14 protein-coding genes are annotated in these 17,676 nt (G+C 36.7%); 5 read left to right on the forward strand and 9 right to left on the reverse strand.

Going from position 1 to position 17,676, the window contains the following annotated elements:
* Positions 1-19: 19 nt before the first annotated feature.
* Positions 20-406, forward strand: a complete 387-nt coding sequence (gene apaG / locus R2Q70_RS10010; RefSeq protein WP_029204051.1) for a Co2+/Mg2+ efflux protein ApaG — start codon at positions 20-22, stop codon at positions 404-406.
* A 624-nt stretch (positions 407-1,030) separates the two neighbouring features.
* Here apaG and R2Q70_RS10015 read toward each other — a convergent pair.
* Positions 1,031-1,726 (reverse strand): zinc metallopeptidase, encoded by a 696-nt coding sequence (locus R2Q70_RS10015; protein WP_010599360.1) that lies wholly within the window; start codon positions 1,724-1,726, stop codon positions 1,031-1,033.
* Positions 1,727-1,811: 85 nt separating this feature from the next.
* Here R2Q70_RS10015 and R2Q70_RS10020 point away from each other — a divergent pair, with 85 nt between their 5' ends.
* On the forward strand, positions 1,812-2,948 hold the full coding sequence (locus R2Q70_RS10020; protein WP_316807464.1) for an FAD-binding oxidoreductase: 1,137 nt from the start codon (positions 1,812-1,814) through the stop codon (positions 2,946-2,948).
* On the opposite strand, the gene R2Q70_RS10025 is transcribed toward R2Q70_RS10020, so the two are convergent.
* Positions 2,945-3,787 (reverse strand): hypothetical protein, encoded by an 843-nt coding sequence (locus R2Q70_RS10025; RefSeq protein WP_316807465.1) that lies wholly within the window; start codon positions 3,785-3,787, stop codon positions 2,945-2,947. The genes R2Q70_RS10020 and R2Q70_RS10025 overlap by 4 nt on opposite strands.
* A gap of 17 nt (positions 3,788-3,804) precedes the next feature.
* Positions 3,805-4,644 (reverse strand): formyltetrahydrofolate deformylase, encoded by an 840-nt coding sequence (gene purU, locus R2Q70_RS10030; RefSeq protein ID WP_316807466.1) that lies wholly within the window; start codon positions 4,642-4,644, stop codon positions 3,805-3,807.
* Positions 4,645-4,858: 214 nt separating this feature from the next.
* On the opposite strand from purU, the gene R2Q70_RS10035 reads away from it, so the two are divergent.
* On the forward strand, positions 4,859-6,229 hold the full coding sequence (locus R2Q70_RS10035; protein ID WP_316807467.1) for a DNA recombination protein RmuC: 1,371 nt from the start codon (positions 4,859-4,861) through the stop codon (positions 6,227-6,229).
* A gap of 144 nt (positions 6,230-6,373) precedes the next feature.
* Here R2Q70_RS10035 and thiL read toward each other — a convergent pair whose 3' ends face one another.
* From thiL to nadA, 4 genes are all read right to left on the reverse strand, one after another.
* Positions 6,374-7,414, reverse strand: a complete 1,041-nt coding sequence (gene thiL, locus R2Q70_RS10040; RefSeq protein ID WP_316807468.1) for a thiamine-phosphate kinase — start codon at positions 7,412-7,414, stop codon at positions 6,374-6,376.
* A 117-nt stretch (positions 7,415-7,531) separates the two neighbouring features.
* Positions 7,532-8,776, reverse strand: a complete 1,245-nt coding sequence (locus tag R2Q70_RS10045; RefSeq protein WP_316807469.1) for a dicarboxylate/amino acid:cation symporter — start codon at positions 8,774-8,776, stop codon at positions 7,532-7,534.
* Positions 8,777-8,787: 11 nt separating this feature from the next.
* Positions 8,788-10,302: a S41 family peptidase gene (locus R2Q70_RS10050; RefSeq protein ID WP_316807470.1), complete on the reverse strand. Its 1,515-nt coding sequence runs from the start codon at positions 10,300-10,302 to the stop codon at positions 8,788-8,790.
* 15 nt (positions 10,303-10,317) lie between these two features.
* Positions 10,318-11,358, reverse strand: coding sequence for a quinolinate synthase NadA (gene nadA, locus R2Q70_RS10055; RefSeq protein ID WP_256370019.1), 1,041 nt, complete (start codon positions 11,356-11,358; stop codon positions 10,318-10,320).
* Between the two features lie 407 nt (positions 11,359-11,765).
* On the opposite strand from nadA, the gene nadB reads away from it, so the two are divergent.
* Both nadB and R2Q70_RS10065 read left to right on the forward strand, forming a co-directional pair.
* Complete coding sequence (gene nadB, locus R2Q70_RS10060) at positions 11,766-13,352, forward strand: L-aspartate oxidase (protein ID WP_316807471.1); 1,587 nt, start codon at positions 11,766-11,768, stop codon at positions 13,350-13,352.
* A 94-nt stretch (positions 13,353-13,446) separates the two neighbouring features.
* Positions 13,447-13,962: a gamma carbonic anhydrase family protein gene (locus R2Q70_RS10065; RefSeq protein ID WP_316807472.1), complete on the forward strand. Its 516-nt coding sequence runs from the start codon at positions 13,447-13,449 to the stop codon at positions 13,960-13,962.
* Here the strand turns inward: R2Q70_RS10065 and R2Q70_RS10070 are convergent, their stop codons facing one another.
* Together R2Q70_RS10070 and mnmG are read right to left on the reverse strand one after the other, a co-directional pair.
* The gene (locus tag R2Q70_RS10070; protein ID WP_316807473.1) at positions 13,963-15,606 is read right to left on the reverse strand and encodes an Ig-like domain-containing protein; all 1,644 of its coding nucleotides are present in this window, start codon (positions 15,604-15,606) and stop codon (positions 13,963-13,965) included.
* A gap of 121 nt (positions 15,607-15,727) precedes the next feature.
* The gene (mnmG, locus tag R2Q70_RS10075) at positions 15,728-17,590 is read right to left on the reverse strand and encodes a tRNA uridine-5-carboxymethylaminomethyl(34) synthesis enzyme MnmG (protein WP_316807474.1); all 1,863 of its coding nucleotides are present in this window, start codon (positions 17,588-17,590) and stop codon (positions 15,728-15,730) included.
* Positions 17,591-17,676: the final 86 nt, after the last annotated feature.

Below are 17,676 nucleotides of genomic sequence, written 5' to 3' on the forward strand. Positions count from 1 at the left end.
TTTTACATTCGTTACGACCATGGTTACAGCAATTACAGACGGTGTTAAAGTTTCGGTAGAAACTGTTTACCAACCAGAATACTCCAATCCGGTTAATGAACATTTTATGTTTGCTTATCGTGTAGAAATTTCAAATTTATCTGACTATGCTGTTCAGTTGATGCGTCGCCAATGGTTTATTTTCGATTCTAACAGCAGCCGTAGAGAAGTTGAAGGAGAGGGCGTTGTTGGTCTTCAACCTATTATCCAGCCAGGAGAAACCCATGTTTATGTATCAGGATGTAATTTAAAAACTGATATGGGTAGCATGCGTGGAATGTATCTAATGAAACGTTTGATGGATGAATCGGAGTTTGATGTAGATATTCCAGAGTTTCAGTTGGTGGCACCTTACAAATTGAATTAAACTCTTTTCTTTTATAGTTTCCAACTGATTGCTAAGTTTTCCCGCTGATTGCCGCTGATAAAATACGCAGATTTAAAAGATTTGTTAGGTTTTAAAAGCCGGTTCTGAAAAAATTAAGCGAAAATCTTCGATCCTTATCGTTTTAAATCTGCGGGAAACACCACTGAGTATTAGTTTTTTTTCCCGCTGATTGCCGCAGATAAAACACGCAGATTTAAAAGGATTGAGGTTCAGGCTAAAAGTCTTTTTTAAACCAAAATTAGCGAAAATCTGCGATCCTTATCGTTTTAAATCTGCGGGAAATTCCGTTGCATATTATTCAATTTTTTCTCGCTGATTGCCGCAGATAAAACACGCTGATCTAAATTGATTTGTTAGGTTTTAAAAGCCGGTTCTGAACAAATTCAGCGAAAATCTGCGATCCTGATCTTTTTAAATCTGCGAGAAACGCCGTTGCGTATTAGTTTTTTTCCCGCTGATTGCCGCAGATAAAACACGCTGATCTAAATTGATTATCCAGGTTCTGAAAAAATTCAGCGAAAATCCGTGGGAAATTTTAGGACCATTAACAAAAAAGCGGTCTGGAAATTTCCTAAACCGCTTTCGTTTTTCATAGATAAAATTTTAATCTCTGCCTCGTCCAAAAAGCATCGATGCATAATAAAGTAAATTGGCTAATGCACCTACAGCAGCAACCACATAAGTCATTGCCGCCCACCAAAGTGCATCCTTCGCCTGGCTATTTTCTTCCTGTGTTTGCATTACTCCAGGATTGTTTTTCAACCAGGCCAGGGCCCTGTTACTGGCATCGAACTCTACCGGTAATGTGATGATGCTAAAGATGGTAACCAATGCTAAGCCTACAACACCTATTGCCAAAACAATTGGCGTTACAGAGAAAACCAATAACATTACCCCTAAAAGCAACACCCATTGTAATAGGTTTGATGATATGCTAACCACAGGCACCATTGTACTGCGTAAGTTGAGCCACGAGTAAGATTTTGCATGTTGTACAGCATGCCCGCATTCATGTGCGGCAACTGCTGCAGCGGCTACACTACGACTGTAATAAACGTCTGTACTTAAATTTACGGTTCTATCTGATGGATTGTAATGATCGGTCAATTGTCCTTCGGTACTCATCACTTTCACATCGTATATTCCGTTATCATGTAGCATTCTTTCTGCTACCTCTTTGCCCGATAAACCTGAACTAAGTTGCATTTCTGCATATCTAGAAAACTTGTTCCTAAAACGCCACTGCACAAACATGCTCAGCAATAATACCGGGATGATTATGACTAAATAAACTCCCATTTCTTTTCTGTATGTTTTTCAAATTGACTTATATCAAAAAGCGTTCCCATAATATTTGGTGTTCATTTTATCTTACATTTATACCATGGATAATAATATTTCTTATTGGGAGAAAAGCAGTTTTTTCAATTATGATGTTATTGTGGTGGGCAGCGGTATCGTTGGTTTAAACGCCGCTATTCACCTAAGAAAGTCTTTTCCAAATTTGAATGTTGCCATTCTGGAAAGTGGTTTTTTACCTTCAGGCGCCAGCACTAAAAATGCAGGTTTTGCCTGCTTTGGCAGCGTTTCTGAACTGATTGAACAGGAAAAAAATACCAATCCTGATGGCCTATATCGCATCATTGAAAGGCGCTGGAGAGGGCTACTCAAACTCCGTAAATTGTTAGGCGATAAGGCTATTGATTATCAGCCATTAGGTGGCTATGAATTATTTAAAAATGAGGATGTTGATCTGGCTAATCGTTGTGTATCGAAAATTGAACATTTCAATTATCTGATTAAAAATATTGTAGGAGAAGATGCATTTTCTTTAAGTAATGATAAAATTGATTTGTTTGGCTTTGAAGGAATTGATCACATGATTTCCAATCAATATGAGGCACAGATTGATACCGGAAAGATGATGTTTGCATTGATCAGATATGCACAATCAATAGGAGTTACTATCTTGAACAACTGCTCTATAAATCATATAAACCAATCTAACAGAATTACTTTATCCACCAATCAAGGTCAGTTTACCTGCAAAAAGTTAATTTTAGCAACAAACGCTTACATCAGGAAACTAATTCCATCTATTGATATCGAACCGGGAAGAGGTCAGGTTATCATCACAAAACCTATTAAAAACCTAAAAGCCGCAGGTACTTTCCATTACGATAGGGGCTATTATTATTTTAGGAATATCAATGACCGAATGCTATTAGGTGGGGGAAGAAATATCAATTTTGAAGCAGAAGAAACCACCGCGTTTGGCCAGACTATTCCTGTTCAGTCGGCTTTAGAAAATTTGCTTAAAACTGTGATTTTGCCAAACCAAAAATTTGAGATCGATTTAAGATGGAGCGGAATTATGGCTTTTGGGAAGTCGTTAGAACCATTAATTGCTGAGGTGGAGCAAAATATTTTCTGCGCCACCCGATGCAATGGCATGGGCATAGCAATAGGTTCGCAAACCGGAGAAGATGTGGCAGAATTGGTAATTAAATCCGGACTTTAATTAAGGGCAGTGCTCATTTTCTTAACTTTCTCTGCATAACTTTCATTTGGTACAATCCAGCGGGTAACCTCATTTTCCCATTGTTTTAGCTTTTCTTTGTTCATTAACTTATAATACTGAAAGGCAATATTAAAAGCCATATCTGCTTTTGCAGTTTCATCGATACACTCTTTAATGGCGTAATGATACATCTCTTCTGCCTGTTTTAGCTGGTTTGAATTGGTTTGCTTAAATACAAGCGATTTATACAATTCACAGTTGGTTTGCCTTCCCTCAGAAACATCAGCCAATGCTTCTCCTAAATATAAATTGGCCAGTACTTCTTGTTTCTGACCATTGTAGGCCCAAAAGAACTCCCGGTCTAAGCCCGGATAGTTACGGTCTTTGCTTCGGGCTTGTTTTAAAAACTTAAGCGCTTTTTTGGCATCGCCCCACCTATTGTACGTGCTACCCCACCTAAATAAGCGATCTGCATTTTGATCATCTGTCCGGAATCGGCTGAGCCACGCTGGTTTGGCTTCGACTTTCAACTCCGCTAGCCGATTGGCCGGGATTTCAGCCACCACAACTTTATTGGGTACCAACCTTAACTTTCTATTTTGATTTTTCCTTGAAATATATTTAGACAAGCTGTCAATTCTAAACGTACCTTCCAGGTTAAACGTCAAGCCTGCAGAATTATCGAGATAAATAAATCCGAAATAGTAATGAACAGAATCTTCAGCCTTTACCGCAACCCACTTATCTTCACAATCGATTAAAAGTTTATCAAATTTTAGGTCAGTTTGGGCCTTTACTCCAATTGAGCAGAGCACAAGAAGGCAAAATAGCAGTTTCATAAAAGGGGATTTGTGTGTTATTTAAAGATAACAGTTTTATTTCCACTTACAAAAACCCGATTTTCAAAAATTAACTCCAATGCTTCTAAAAGCACTTTTTTTTCAATTTCTTTTCCCGCTCTAACCATTTCTTTCACACCAAAATTGTGATCAATATGTGTGGTGTGTTGGGTAATAATAGGCCCTTCATCTAAATGATCTGTAACAAAATGAGCAGTTGCACCAATGATTTTCACGCCCCGTTCAAATGCCTGGCGGTAAGGATTTGCACCAATAAATGCGGGCAAGAATGAATGATGGATATTAATTACCTTTCCTTCATAATCTTTAACAAATTCTGCCGATAGAATGCGCATAAATTTGGCCAGCACCAGGTAATCTAAATCAAATTGATTTAATATATCCTTAATTTCTCTTTCAAATTGAGTTTTATCCTTGCCATTATGATCAACATAAAAATAAGGAATGCCCAGTTTTTCAGTAAAATCACGAAGCGATTCATAGTTGCCAATTACGCATTTAACATTCGCACCAAGCGTTTTAAATTGGTTCTTAATCAAAATTTCAGCCAGGCAATGGTATTCTTTAGTAACCAAAACCGCAATTTGTTTTTCTTGCTGGTCAATTACATTCACCTCTGCCTCGGGCGGTAACGATTCTAAAAGTTTTTGCTCCAGATGGAATTTATTCTCCAAATTACCTGTACAGGCAATGCGGGTAAAAAATGCTTTGTTTGCTTCATCAACAAATTCTCGCATGGCAATGATATTTAGCTGATGAGCTGCTAATACGCTGGTAATGTTGGTCACAAGCCCGACTTGATCTGGACAGGAAATGAGAATGGTTAATTCGTTCATTGATGATAATTTATACCCAATGATAAGAAATTCATCGGCAGAAATTTAATCAGCGTATAATATTTATTAACCTTTTATACTGCTAAAACTAAATTAATGTAGATCGTATACAAATCAAAAATCCAACGATCTGTTGTCATGCTTAAATCAATCATAGCAAAATATTTTGGTAAAGCTGTTTTAAATATCGATTTTTACTAAAATTTTTATCATTATGGAAATTGCCGCAATTGGCCTTCTCGTTATAATACTACTGGTTTTAGTACTCTTATTCTTCAAAAAACCGCAGACTGCCATAAATATTATCTCTATTGATGAATTTGAGAGGATTAAAGCAGATAACGATGCCTTAAAGATAGCATTGGCTAAAGCAGATGAACGCGTTTCAAATCTCAGCACAGAAAAAGAACATATCACCATTTTGTTAAAACAAGAACAGCAGCGTTTAATCGATGAGCTGCAGGCTGAACGCGATCGTTTGGCTGACGCTAACCGCGAATTGGAAAGTACGCGATCTTTTTACCTGGCCGAAAAGGAAAAACTCGCCGAACAAAAACTAAGCTACGAACAATCTCAAGAGAAACTTAATAAAGATTTTGAACTGATCGCCAATAAAATACTGGAAGAAAAATCATCGAAATTTATCGAACAGAATAGAACCAACCTCGATATTATTCTGAATCCATTAAAGGAAAACATTAAAGCTTTTGAAGATAAAGTAGAAAAGGTTTACAAGGCAGAGTCCGATGAACGCAATATATTAAAAGGCGTGATCTCTGAATTACAAATCCAGAGTAAAATGATTCAGGAAGACGCTAACAACTTAACCAAAGCTTTAAAAGGCGATAATAAACGTCAGGGAAATTGGGGCGAAGTGATTTTAGAAAAGGTTTTAGAACGTTCTGGCCTGGTTAAAGATCAGGAGTATCGCATTCAGGCTTCGCATACATCCGCCGAAGGCGGACGTTACCAGCCCGATGTGGTGATTGATTTGCCAGATGACAAACACCTCGTTGTTGATGCTAAGGTAAGTTTGGTAGCGTATGAGCGATCTGTATCTGCAGAGACGGAAGAAGAGCGTGAAGGCTACGTAAAAGCGCATTTGGCTTCTATTAAAAATCATATCCAGGAACTTTCTTCCAAAAACTATCAGGATTTGTATAAAATTAATTCTCCAGATTTTGTTTTGCTATTTGTTCCGATAGAATCTTCATTCAGTATCGCCGTACAGAAAGATGCTGAACTATTCAATTTTGCATGGGACAGGCGGGTAGTCATTGTAAGTCCATCAACTTTGTTAGCAACATTACGCACCATTGCAAGCATGTGGAAACAGGAAAGGCAAAATCGGAATGTAATGGAAATTGCCCGTTTAAGCGGTGCGATGTACGATAAATTTGTGGGTTTTGTGGCCGATATGGAAAACATCGGCAAGCACATTAAAAACGGTCAGGATGCTTACGATAAAGCCCTAAATAAACTATCAGTTGGTTCTGGAAATCTGACCAATACTTCGGAAAAAATTAAAAGGTTAGGAGCCAAGGCTACAAAGCAAATCGACATGAAGTATTTGGATGGCGAATAGAACATGATCAGTTAGTGAGGACACCTATCGATAGCAGAAGTAGAAATTCGTCATTGCGAGGCATGAAGCAATCCCACAACGATGGATTATAATACCCAGGCATTAAGATTGCTTCGTACCTCGCAATGACGCATACACTAATATCTACTTATTAAAAGCATTCCAACCCTGGGCTTTCAATTCATGAACATTATTTGATTTGGAAACCATTTTGCAGCCCGAATTTTTATCGGTTACATGGCCAATTACGGTAATGTCAACATCGTGTTTTAGCTTTTTATAATCTTCCTGGCTAATGGTAAACAATAATTCGTAATCTTCACCACCACTTAAAGCACAAACCGTTGGGTCTATTCCCAGTTCACGGGCGGTCTCGTAAGTCATCGGATCTAAGGGAATTTTTTCTTCATAAATCGTAATCCCTTTGTCTGACTGTTCGGCCAAATGTAAAATTTCAGAAGCTAAACCATCAGAAACATCAATCATTGAGGTAGGTTTAATATCCATTTCTTCCAGAAGTGCCACAATATCCATACGTGCTTCTGGCTTTAATTGCCTTTCAATGATATAATCTTTACCTTCTAAATCCGGCTGGATTTGTGGATTCTCCAAATAAATGAGTTTCTCTCGCTCTAAAATCTGTAAACCAACATAGGCACCACCTAAATCGCCGGAAACACAAAGTAAATCATGTTCTTGCGCACCACTTCTGTAAGTTACTTTATCTGCATCAGCATAACCAATACTGGTGATGCTTATTACTAAACCTTGTTTGCTGGATGAAGTATCGCCACCAATTAAATCGATGTTAAATTTATTACATGCCAATTCAATTCCTTTGTAAATCTCTTCAACAGCTTCTAACGGAAATTTGCTGGAGAGGCCCAATGAAACCGTAATCTGACTGGCTTTACCATTCATGGCATAAATATCGCTTAGATTAACCTGAACAGCTTTATAACCCAAATGCATTAATGGTACATAAGCCAAATCGAAATGAATACCTTCTAAAAGTAAATCGGTTGAAATTAACGTTTGTTTACCTTTTGCATCCAAAACAGCTGCATCATCTCCAACACCTTTTACCGAGTAATCATTTCTGATTTTAAAATTTGACGTCAGGTGTTTGATCAATCCAAATTCACCTAACTCATTAATATTTGTACGCTCTTTATTTTCAAACATATGCTTATTTCCTTTTGCAATAATGGGGCGAAGCCCCGATTTTTTTTATAAAAACTCGTCATGCTGTTCCGAATGTTCGGGATGAGCATCTTTTACCATTAAGACCCTGAAAGAAATTCAGGGTGACGATTTCATTAATTCTTTATTTTCCATCCAATTTTTGCCTTCAGTAAAACGGGCAATCAACATCGCCGCAACATTATCGCCAGTGGCATTTAAAAGCGTCGCCATGGGATCAACCAATGTACCAATAATCATAGCTGGTGGTAATGCTTCTGGTGGTAACTGATATGCAGATATCATTAATAACTCTCCAATATACCCTCCATTCGGTATTCCGCCTTCCACAATGCTCACTAAAACGGTTATCCCTAAAGCCAGAATTAGCGTATCAACATGCACTAAATCTTTTCCAAAAATAGCAAATACAACCGCTATCTTAATAATCGAACTGATACTGGAGCCATCTTTATGTAAAGTAGATCCTAATGGAATGGTTACATTGGTAATGTAGGCCGGAACGCCCATTTTTAAGGTTCCTTCTAAATTTGCAGGAATGGTTGCAATGCTACTACAGGTTCCTATCGATGTTAAAGACGGAACAATATTATTCTTCCAGAATATTTTGATGGCTTTGAAGCCACCGGCTATAAAGGCATATAAGGTAAAAAATACAACGAAATAGAATGCCCCAACCCCATAATATAAGCCTAAAGCTTTAGCGTAGGTTCCAAACAATTGCGGACCAAAAACGCCTACCTGGTAAGCAAAATAAGCACCTAAACCAATCGGACCAAGTTTCATAATTAAGATGATGAGCTTTTTCATTACCTCATTACCCGAAACCAAAAAATTCTTAAATCCATCTCCTTCTTTATTTGAATATAAAGTAGAGAAGCCGACCAAAACCGAGAAAATAATCAGCGCCAGCATATTCTTTCTACTCCCAATTTCAAAAAATTCGCCAACTGTTAAAAGTTGCGTCATTTGTTCTCCAAATGATTGAATTTTTTCAGTTTCTGTAGGAATAGGATTATTTCCAAGCGCTTGATGAATAGGGAAAAGCCAGGTAGCAACCAGGGTTAATACCGCTGAAATTAATACAGTAGACAGAAAAACCAAAACCATTATCGTTAACAGTTTTCCTAATTTTTTCGATCGATCGATATTGGCAATAGCAGAAGAAACTGCAAAGAATACTAATGGAATTACCGCTGTAAACAGTAAATTCAGAAAAATATCACCTAATGGCTTGATACTCTCCACACGTTTCCCAAAAATTAAACCCACAATGCTACCAACAGTAATTCCTGCCAATAGCCAAAGTAAGCCCGAATAATTTTTAAGAATGCTGTTTTTCATTGCCTTAAATTTTAGCTTTTTCCATTATTCAAAATCCAATCAATTTCTCTATCGCAACCCGTAATTTTATCGTTTAAAGATGATGTGATTTCTACATCTGGAAAAATTCCTCTACCAACAACATCGCTTTTAGCATTGGGCGACATTTTGTATAAGCCAAATCGTATAGCTAATTTTGAATTTTTTAGCTTAACTACTGGTAAATTTCCGGCTACACACTGGTTAAAACCACCACCAGTTTCTTCTCCAATAAATGTTGCCCTATTAATTCCTTTTAAATTTGCACTGAGTAAAGAAGCTGCAGAAAAAGTATATCCATCAATTAAAACATAAAGTTTGCCTTTGAAATTTTTAGGATTTGCCGGAAGCGGATAAATTCCTTTCATAAAAGAATAAAGATTGCCGTTTTTATCCTGCCTTACATAATCTCTATCATTATTTCCGTTGATAAAATACATAAACCTTTGCCACTTATTTCCATATTTCCGATAATCGTATTGACCATTGGTTAACGATTTTTGCAAATAAACAAAATCCTTATCTGTTAAATAGGAGAACAAGTTTCTGCTATGTTCCAGTGATCCTCCGCCATTTCCACGTAAATCAATCACCAAATGTCCTGTGCCTACTTTTGCAATACTATCAAATACTTGTTTGTAAAAACGACCATAATCAGCACCAACAATTGAGAAACTCTGGATTTTTAAATAACCATAATTACTTTTTTCATCCAAAAATCTGAAATCCATTTGTGCCTTTCCATCCTTATATTGGCCTACATATTTTGGATTTCTGGCTTGCTTAGACTTAATCTGATTTTTTGAAGTATCTGCTTTACTCTTTTTTAATGTGGTAATATAGGTTTCCCCTAAACTGTCTTTCTCTGTTCTGAATTTAAAATTTACACTGTCTTTTATTTGATAATAAATTTTAAAATATTGGGCAAAATTTCTTTCCAGGGATCTGCTATTATGGGTGGTATTGTATCCATCAGAACTGATTAACTTATAAAAGTCATTTAAGATAGCTTGTGTTTTAATACCTTCAATTTCCACAATTTCTGTTCCCGGCTTGATGGATTTACTTTCACTTTTGCTCTCTAATACAAACAATTTATCGCCGTTAACGCTGTAGGTAAACTGATTTAAAGGAAAGGTTTTTTTGCTTAAATCTTTAATTTCCTCTTTTTTGTATTGAATGGCGGGAAATTTTACTGAAGTATGCCCACACTTTATTGCAGCTACAACTGGCGTCAATCTTTTATAAAACTGTACACTGGTTAAAGGTTCTACAATCGAATTTTTTAAACTGTCGAATTTGTAATCTAATTTTTGTTTAGAGATGTACCAGTACAAACCCGGGTGACTATATTTAAGCAGCGTATAAGTAAAGTCAACATCCTTTTTTAAATCGGCAACTGAATGTTTATCAGTTGTGATTGAGGCATTGTACTTACTCACTTTATCGACTGATTTACAGGCAAAACATAGCGCAATAATGGAGAGAAAAAATATTTTTTTAAGCACGTTAATTTTTGTTGGTTACAGTCCTAATTCTGCTGAAATATCAAGCATTCTTTGAATGGGTTTACGAGCCTGCTCTATAATATGCTCAGGAACAGTTACTTCAGGCAAACCATTTTTAAGACATAAATATAGTTTTTCTAAAGTATTTCGCTTCATATACGGACAATCGTTACAAGCGCAGCTGTTATTTGGCGGCGCCGGAATAAAAGTTTTATCCGGACAGGCTTTCTCCATTTGGTGAATAATTCCACTTTCAGTGGCTACAATAAATTCTGTAGCAGGATTGGAGATAGAATATTTCAATAAACCAGTTGTAGAGCCGATATAATCAGCCATTTGAAGTACAGCTTCTTCGCATTCAGGGTGAGCGATAAACTTCGCATTAGGATGGCGTTCTTTCAATTTGGTAATTTTCTCTTTAGAAAAAATCTCATGTACCATACAGGCCCCGTTCCACAGAACCAAATCTCTGCCTGTTTTTTTTGCCACCCAGGCACCTAAATTTCTATCCGGACCGAAAATTATTTTCTGATCTTTTGGTAAACTCTCCACAATTTGTACGGCATTTGTTGAGGTACAAACGATATCACTTAAAGCCTTCAGTTCAGCTGTGCAATTCACATAAGTGATTACCAAATGATCTGGATATTTTTCTTTGAATTTTTTGAACAAATGAGGCGGGCAACTATCAGCCAGCGAACAACCTGCTTTTACATCAGGTAATAAAACCTTTTTTGAAGGGGATAAAATCTTTGCTGTTTCTGCCATAAAATGCACACCAGCAAATACAATTACTTCAGCATCAGTTTTTGCAGCCTCTTGCGATAAACCTAAACTGTCGCCAATATAATCAGCAATATCCTGAATATCAGGTTCTTGATAATAATGCGCCAATATGATCGCATTTTTTTCTTTTTTTAGTTTTTCAATCTCATCAAACAGATCTAATGTTGGATCTATCTCTTCATCTACGAAACCTTTTTTATTGATTTCTTCTAATACATCTATGTTCATTTTTAAATTTTCCTTTTTTGAATTTTGACGTTGGCCAAAGATAAAGCTTTCCACGTCTCAATAATTAATAAGTTATTTTAAATAAATAAATCTTGTTTGTTTATTAGTGTGTTAGTATTGTTGGCAAGTTTCGAAAAAAAGTTCTTTAATCTAAGTTGTTAATCGTTTACTAACATTTGGATTACATTTTTATAATATGATAAGATTGATTTTCAGCACTATCGAAAAGTGAGTTAAATTTTATCAATATTGGAATGTTAATTGTTTATAAGTGTGTGAAAAGTTAATTACTTGTACAAATGTGCTTAAAAATTGGGTAAAAGATTGTGGCAAATTGTCTTTTTAGAGTAGCTTTAAACATTCAAATTTATTTGTTAGCCTTATTTCTACATAAAGCTAACAGTTGTTCTATAGTTATCAACAGCGTTGATAAAGTAAATGTTTTTTAGATGAGAAAAGTAGATTTTCTGGTAATAGGTTCAGGTATAGCGGGTTTGAGTTTTGCATTAAAGGCAGCCAAGTTTGGCAAGGTTTTAATCGTTACGAAGTCAAATGAAGATGAATCGAATACAAAATACGCACAAGGCGGTGTTGCTGTTGTTGTGGATAAAGACGATTCTTTTGAGAAACATATTCAGGATACACTCATTGCCGGCGATGGATTATGCGATGAAAAAATTGTGGAAATCGTTGTGAAAGAGGGACCTCAGCGTATTCAGGAGATCATCGACTATGGTATAAATTTCGATAAAGACAACTCGGGTTTTTATGATTTGGCAAAGGAAGGTGGCCACTCCGAACACCGAGTTTTGCACTATAAAGACATCACTGGATACGAGATTGAGCGTGTACTTTTAAAGGAAATTCACGAAAATCCGAACATAGAGATATTAACACATTACTTCGCACTCGAGTTAATTACGCAACATCACCTGGGTGAGTTTGTGGATAAACGTACCGAAGATATCAACTGTTATGGGATATATGCCTTTAACACAGAGCTTAACGATGTGGAAAAGATTGTGGCAAACGTAACGGTGATGGCATCTGGTGGTGCCGGACATGTGTATTCTGCCACAACAAATCCTGTAATTGCTACCGGAGATGGAATGGCGATGGTTTATCGTGCGAAGGGAAAAGTAAGGAATATGGAGTTTATTCAGTTCCATCCAACTGCTTTATATCATCCTGGAGAGTATCCTTCGTTCTTAATTTCGGAAGCTGTGAGAGGTTTTGGTGGCGTTCTTCGTCGTAAAAATGGAGAAGAATTTATGCATGAATATGACGAGCGCAAGTCGTTGGCACCTCGTGATATTGTAGCCCGAGCTGTAGATAATGAGATGAAAAAATCTGGTGATGATTTTGTTTATCTCGACATTACCATGCGTAAGAAAGCCGATATTTTAAAGCATTTCCCTAACATCTACGCAAAATGTTTATCCATTGGTATTGATATGACTAAGGATTATATACCAGTAACCCCAGCTTCTCATTATATGTGTGGCGGTATTATGGTTGATGAATACGGTAGATCATCTATAAAAAACCTTTACGCATGCGGCGAATGTTCATCTACGGGTTTGCATGGGGCTAACCGTTTAGCATCTAATTCATTATTGGAAGCCACTGTTTTTGCCCATCGGATCTATCAGGATGCGATTGAGAATTTCAAAAATAATATCATTCCGGATAACATACCAGAATGGGACTCGAAAGGGGTAACACAAAGTGATGAAGATATTCTTGTCACACATAATTTAAGAGAACTTCAAAAAGTTATGGGTGATTATGTTGGTATAGTGAGGTCTGATTTTCGTTTAGATCGGGCACACAGGCGCTTATTTTTGATCTATCAGGAAACGGAAGAATTCTATAAAAAGAATAAAGTTTCTGTTAAACTTTGTGAACTTAGAAATGTAATACAAACCGCCTATTTAGTCATTAAATCGGCTATGCAGCGTAAAGAAAGTAGGGGTTTACATTTTACTACTGATTACCCTAAACATGCAGAAGAATTAATTGATACAGTATTCTAGTTCGTTGGTTTATGGTTTGTTAGTTTTTTAGAATCACGAACCAAATATTTACCAATAGAACAACCAAGAAAACTAAAAAACAAATAACTAAAATATGCCCCTAATTCTTCCAGTTAAAGATAAATTTCCTCAGATAGGACAAGATAATTTCATTGCAGAAAATGCTACCATTGTAGGCGATGTGGTATTAGGCAATAACTGTTCGGTATGGTTTAATGCGGTAATTAGAGGCGATGTAAACGCAATTACGATTGGAAATGAGTCAAACATACAAGATGGTGCTGTTATTCATGCTACTTATTTAAAGGCATCTACACACATTGGTAATCGGGTTTCGGTTGGGCATAATGCTATTGTACACGGTTGCACTGTCAAGGATAATGTTTTGATTGGTATGGGCGCTATTGTAATGGATCATGCGGTTGTTGAGGAATACTGTATTATAGCGGCCGGTGCTGTAGTGTTAGAAAACACAATATGCGAAACTGGATTTCTTTATGCCGGAACACCTGCAAAAAAGATAAAGCCCATTACCGATGAGCAAAGGGCTTTATTAAATAAGTTACCAGATAATTACATCATGTATTCAGGTTGGTTTACCAACCCATAATTATTCCTTTGGAGGCGGAGGTATCGCTAATGGATCTTCGCGTTCCCAGTTTGGTTTAAGATCTAATAATGCCTTTAAGTACCATACTTTTTCTGGTTGAGTACCCAACTTAACATTTCCGGTATCCCAAATTTCATTCCTGTTCTCATCATATATCACCCGGATCATATATTTTCCGGCAGGATAGTTAGCAAATCGTAATTTCGTATTACCTTTAATGGGAAATGATTTTATGATATCTTTTTTCTCAGATAGAAATTGGACAATGTAATTTTTACTTGAATCTGGTACCGTTACATTATACACCAGCGTGGTGTAACTATCAGTAGTTTCAAGTTTGAAAGTTTTGTTTATTTCTTTGTTTTTGGCGTTAAATATGGCGGTAAAAGTACCAGCAGCAAACTTAATGTCGTAGGTTCTTTTTTGCTTCCAGGGATATCGTAAATAATACTTTAAAAAATCAGTGCTGTCTTTTACAAGTTGGAACGTTGTTCTCTTAACTGAATCTTCCAGCAATGTGATTTTCGATGCATCTGCTGAGGTAATAGGGAAGGGGAATGTTAACGTATAGGTTTGAAAAGGATTCAATTTTCCGCTTCCTGCATTATCTGTGATGGTAACATCACGTACGTAAGTATCCTTCTTGCTTCGGTTAAAATTCAGGGTTTGTAAAACCTTTCCATCAGACTGGATGGCAACTTTAACGGAGTCAAATCCAAAGTCTGTTAGCCATACTTTCGCCGTATCATTCGTTTTGCTAAAATGTACATACTTACCTACATCAACTTTAGGAGGATCAGTTACCGTAATTTTAGGATTTTTAAGTTGTTGATTGGATATTATTGTGATGATGCCGTCATTCGCCAATTTACGATCAAGGACCCTAAAATCCGAAGCAACTTCCTTAAAAACCTGTAGATTAACATTCTCCAGATTCTTGTCTACTTTGATAGGATCCTTTAAAAAACCAACCTCATCTGATACCTGCTGATAGATTTTATCACCTCCACCACTACTTTCTTTGATTGCATAAATTTTGTACGAGCCCGCACGAAGGTTATTTAACCTGTAATTTCCAGAGCTATCTGTTAAAGTGTAGATTGATGGACGTTTTTTTCCGAAAAGTGTATCACGTTCAATTGGAAAAATAAGTACCGTAACATCTTTTTCAGCTTCGTCATTAAGTGAACTTTTAACATTTCCACTTATCGATAAAGAATCGATTTGGTTACCTGTTGAAAATACGTACGAAAGATTTTTAACAACATTACTTTCATTAATGTCTGCCACGGCCTTACCGAAATTTAGCGTATAGGTTGTATTTTTTTCCAGGGAATCCTGAAGTTCAATTTCCAGGCGTTTCGACCTGACTTTTAAAATTGGTGCTCGCTCTTGTTCTGGAGAAATACTAAATTCTTTTGATTCATCTACCAGTTTAAAATATTCGTCAAATTCTATCGTAATTTTCTTAGCGTTAAAATTACGGGTTTGATTTTTCGGCGTCATGCTCAAAATTTTTGGTGGCGTCGTATCTTTTGGTCCGCCCTGAGGCGTTTGCATACTTGCACAGCCCACAAATAGGAGTGAAGTGACGATCACCAATAAATTTTTTAGGTTAAAATACTGAGCTTTTAAATTTGGCATATTTTAAGCGTTCTGACGGATTTTTATAGTTTTTGGAAAGATATTATTAAAAAATATTTTTTTTGGCTTATATCGCTTTATTTGATTTGATATATTTTTTATTTAAAGTATTGATTATCAGTTATTTAGATATATACACCATTAAAACCGAGATATCTGACGGAGAAACACCAGAAATTCTTGATGCCTGTCCTAAAGTACGAGGTTTTATTTTAAATAATTTTTCACGGGCTTCTTTTGAAATGGAAACAATTTTATTGTAGTCAAAATCAGGTTTGATTTCTTTATCTTCCATCTTCAACATTTTGGCTACAATTTCATTTTCTTTCTCAAAATAGCTTTCATATTTGATCTTAATTTCAGCCTGCTCTATTGTTTCATTATCTAGATCTACAGTAGCATGAGCTAATAGTTTACTTACTTTAATAAGATCTTGTAAGCCAACGTGTGGTCTGCCTACCAAGCTATGAATTTTAACGTTTTGATTTAATGCACTCGACCCTAAACTTTCTAACATGGGGTTGGCATCTGCCATTTCAATACCCTGTGATTTAGTGAATTTCACCAATGCATCTGCAGCTGCAACTTTCTGATTAACTTTTGCTAAGCGTTCATCAGAAATTAAACCCAATTCATGACCAATAGGAGACAGGCGAATATCTGCATTATCCTGTCTTAATAATAAACGATGTTCAGCTCTGGAAGTGAACATACGATAAGGTTCTTCCGTTCCTTTGGTAACCAAATCATCAATTAAAACACCAATATAGCTATCTGATCTTTTCATAATCAGCTCATGTTTTTGATTGATTTTTTGATGGGCATTAATACCCGCCATGAAACCTTGACAAGCGGCTTCTTCATAACCTGTAGTACCATTGATCTGTCCGGCTAAAAATAAATTGCTGATTAATTTAGTTTCTAGGGTAAGTGATAATTGCGTAGGTGGGAAGAAATCGTATTCAATAGCATAACCTGGTCTAAACATTTTTGCATTCTCGAAACCAGGTATTAACCTAAGGGCTTTAAACTGTACATCTTCCGGAAGAGAAGTTGAGAATCCATTTACATAGATTTCGCAAGTATTCCATCCTTCAGGTTCTACAAAAATTTGGTGACGATCACGCTCTGCAAATCGATTGATTTTATCTTCTATTGATGGGCAATAACGAGGTCCTAAACCTTTAATGCGACCGGTAAACATCGGCGATTTTTCGAAGCCTTCCTTCAACGTTTCGTGAACCTCGCCATTTGTATAAGTGATCCAGCAGCAACGTTGATCTGTTGAAACTTCCGTATCTGTATAAGAGAATTTACCAGGATTTTCGTCTCCCCATTGTTCTTCCATTTTGGTATAGTCGAGACTTCTACCATCAACCCGGGGTGGGGTACCAGTCTTCATTCTACCAGCTTCCATGCCTAATTCGACCAGTTGTTCTGTAATGCCAGTTGATGCTCTTTCTGCTGTTCTGCCGCCACCAAATTTCTTCTCTCCAATGTGCATGATGCCATTTAAGAAAGTGCCATTAGTTAACACAACAGCTGTACTTTCGATTTCAATACCAAGTGAGGTTTTGACTCCATAAACCGTATTGTCCTTTACCAAAAGGCCGACTACACTATCTTGCCAAATATCTAAATTAGGAGTTCGTTCTAATGCCAGGCGCCATTCCTCTGCGAAACGCATTCTGTCAATCTGGGCTCTTGGGCTCCACATTGCAGGACCTTTAGACTTATTTAGCATCCTAAACTGAATAGTTGATTTATCAGATATGATACCTGAATAACCACCCATTGCATCCACCTCACGAACGATCTGTCCTTTGGCTACACCACCCATCGCAGGGTTACAACTCATCTGGGCAATGGTACCCATATTCATTGTAATTAATAAAACAGACGATCCTAAATTGGCAGCAGCGGCAGCGGCTTCACATCCAGCATGACCTGCACCAACAACAATCAAATCATATTTTGAAAACATTTTCTTTTATTTCTAATAACGTTCCACGTGGAACATCGTTGTAATTTTTAATATTTTTTCACGCTGTTCAGAATATTTTTGCGAAC

Source organism: Pedobacter agri, assembly GCF_032678665.1.
Classification (GTDB): Bacteria; Bacteroidota; Bacteroidia; order Sphingobacteriales; family Sphingobacteriaceae; genus Pedobacter; species Pedobacter agri_A.